Below are 1,798 nucleotides of genomic sequence, written 5' to 3'. Positions count from 1 at the left end.
TCACCCGAATGACCGGCGATTTCGTCAAGGCGATGCTCAATTGCGGCAAGCCGATCATTGCGGCGGTCGACGGCGCGGCGGTGGGCGCCGGTGCCATCATCGCCATGGCGTCCGACATCCGTATCGCCACGCCTGAGGCCAAGACCGCGTTCCTGTTCACGCGTGTCGGTCTTGCCGGCTGCGACATGGGCGCCTGCGCGATCCTGCCGCGTATTATCGGCCAGGGCCGCGCCGCCGAGCTGCTTTACACCGGCCGGACGATGAGTGCTGAGGAGGGCGAGCGCTGGGGTTTCTACAACCGGCTGGTCGATGCGGCGGCGCTTGAAGCCGACGCGCTCGACATGGCTACGCGCATCGTTTCCGGCCCGACCTTCGCCCACGGCATCACCAAGACGCAGTTGAACCAGGAATGGTCGATGGGCCTCGACCAGGCGATCGAGGCGGAAGCGCAGGCGCAGGCGATCTGCATGCAGACCGGCGATTTCAAGCGGGCGTACACGGCTTTCGTCGCCAAGCAGAAGCCGGTGTTCGAGGGCAATTAGGATGAGAGCTGCATCCATAAGAACGGACAGAGGGGGGCGCCGTCGAGTGCAGTTCGGGACGAGGCATTCCCATGCCTGACCGCTCCTTCCTCAACTGGCCGTTCTTCGAGGACCGCCATCGCGAGCTTGCCGAGCGGCTGGACGCCTGGTGCGGAAGAAACCTGCCGGTCGCGCATGACGATGTCGATGCCGCCTGCCGCGAGCTGGTGGCGAAGCTCGGCCAAGACGGCTGGTTGAAACCGACGGCGCTCGACATCGCAAACCCCGGGCCGCTTGACGTGCGCACGCTGTGCATTACGCGCGAGACGCTGGCCCGGCATGATGGACTGGCCGACTTCGTCTTCGCCATGCAAGGGCTCGGCACCGGGGCGCTCAGCCTGTTCGGAACGCCCGACCAGCAGCGCTGGCTGGCGAAGACACGCGCCGGCGAAGCGATTTCCGCGTTCGCGCTGTCGGAGCCACGCTCCGGATCTGACGTCGCCAATATGGAGATGACGGCCGCGCGCAACGGCGACGACTATGTTCTGTCAGGCGAAAAGACCTGGATTTCCAATGGCGGCATTGCCGATCTCTACGTCGTTTTCGCTCGCACTGGCGAGGCGCCCGGCGCCAAGGGACTTTCCGCCTTCATCGTGCCTGCAGATACCGAGGGCCTGACAATCGCCGAGCGGCTGGAGGTGATCGCGCCGCATCCGCTTGCACGCCTGTTCTTCGACAATGTCCGCGTTCCGGCCTCGGCATTGATCGGCAAGCCAGGCGACGGTTTCCGTCTCGCCATGTCGGTGCTCGACGTGTTCCGCTCGACGGTCGGCGCGGCGGCACTCGGCTTTGCCCGGCGCGCGCTGGACGAAAGCATCACAAGAGTGGCCGAGCGCAAACTGTTCGGCGCTGCGATGGCCGAGCTGCAAATGGTGCAGGGCCACATCGCCGACATGGCGCTTGATGTCGATACCGCCGCCCTGCTGGTCTACCGCGCCGCCTGGACCAAGGACATGGGCGCCGCCCGTGTTACCCGCGAAGCGGCGATGGCCAAGCTGTTCGCCACCGACAAGGCGCAAGAGGTGATAGACAAGGCCGTGCAGCTGCATGGTGGTGACGGCGTGCGTAAGGGCCACATCATCGAAAGCCTCTATCGCGAGATCCGCGCGCTGCGCATCTATGAGGGCGCATCCGACGTGCAGAAGGTGGTCATCGCCAGGCAAGTGATGGGAGCGGCCTGAGACCGAACTTGCGACAGAAAATTGCTGGTTGCGAAT

At 65.0% G+C, this 1,798-nt stretch carries 2 protein-coding genes; both read left to right on the top strand.

Features of this window, described 5'->3' with window-relative positions:
• A partial coding sequence (locus tag EOA86_RS33260) for an enoyl-CoA hydratase-related protein (protein ID WP_128345427.1) occupies positions 1 to 542 on the top strand: 542 nt, incomplete at its 5' end.
• 71 nt (positions 543 to 613) lie between these two features.
• Positions 614 to 1,762, top strand: coding sequence for an acyl-CoA dehydrogenase family protein (locus tag EOA86_RS33255; RefSeq protein ID WP_128345425.1), 1,149 nt, complete (start codon positions 614 to 616; stop codon positions 1,760 to 1,762).
• Positions 1,763 to 1,798 lie beyond the last annotated feature (36 nt).

Source organism: Mesorhizobium sp. M5C.F.Ca.IN.020.32.2.1, assembly GCF_004023105.1.
GTDB classification, from domain to species: Bacteria; Pseudomonadota; Alphaproteobacteria; order Rhizobiales; family Rhizobiaceae; genus Mesorhizobium; species Mesorhizobium wenxiniae.
This window is presented reverse-complemented; position numbering and strand designations above follow the sequence as displayed.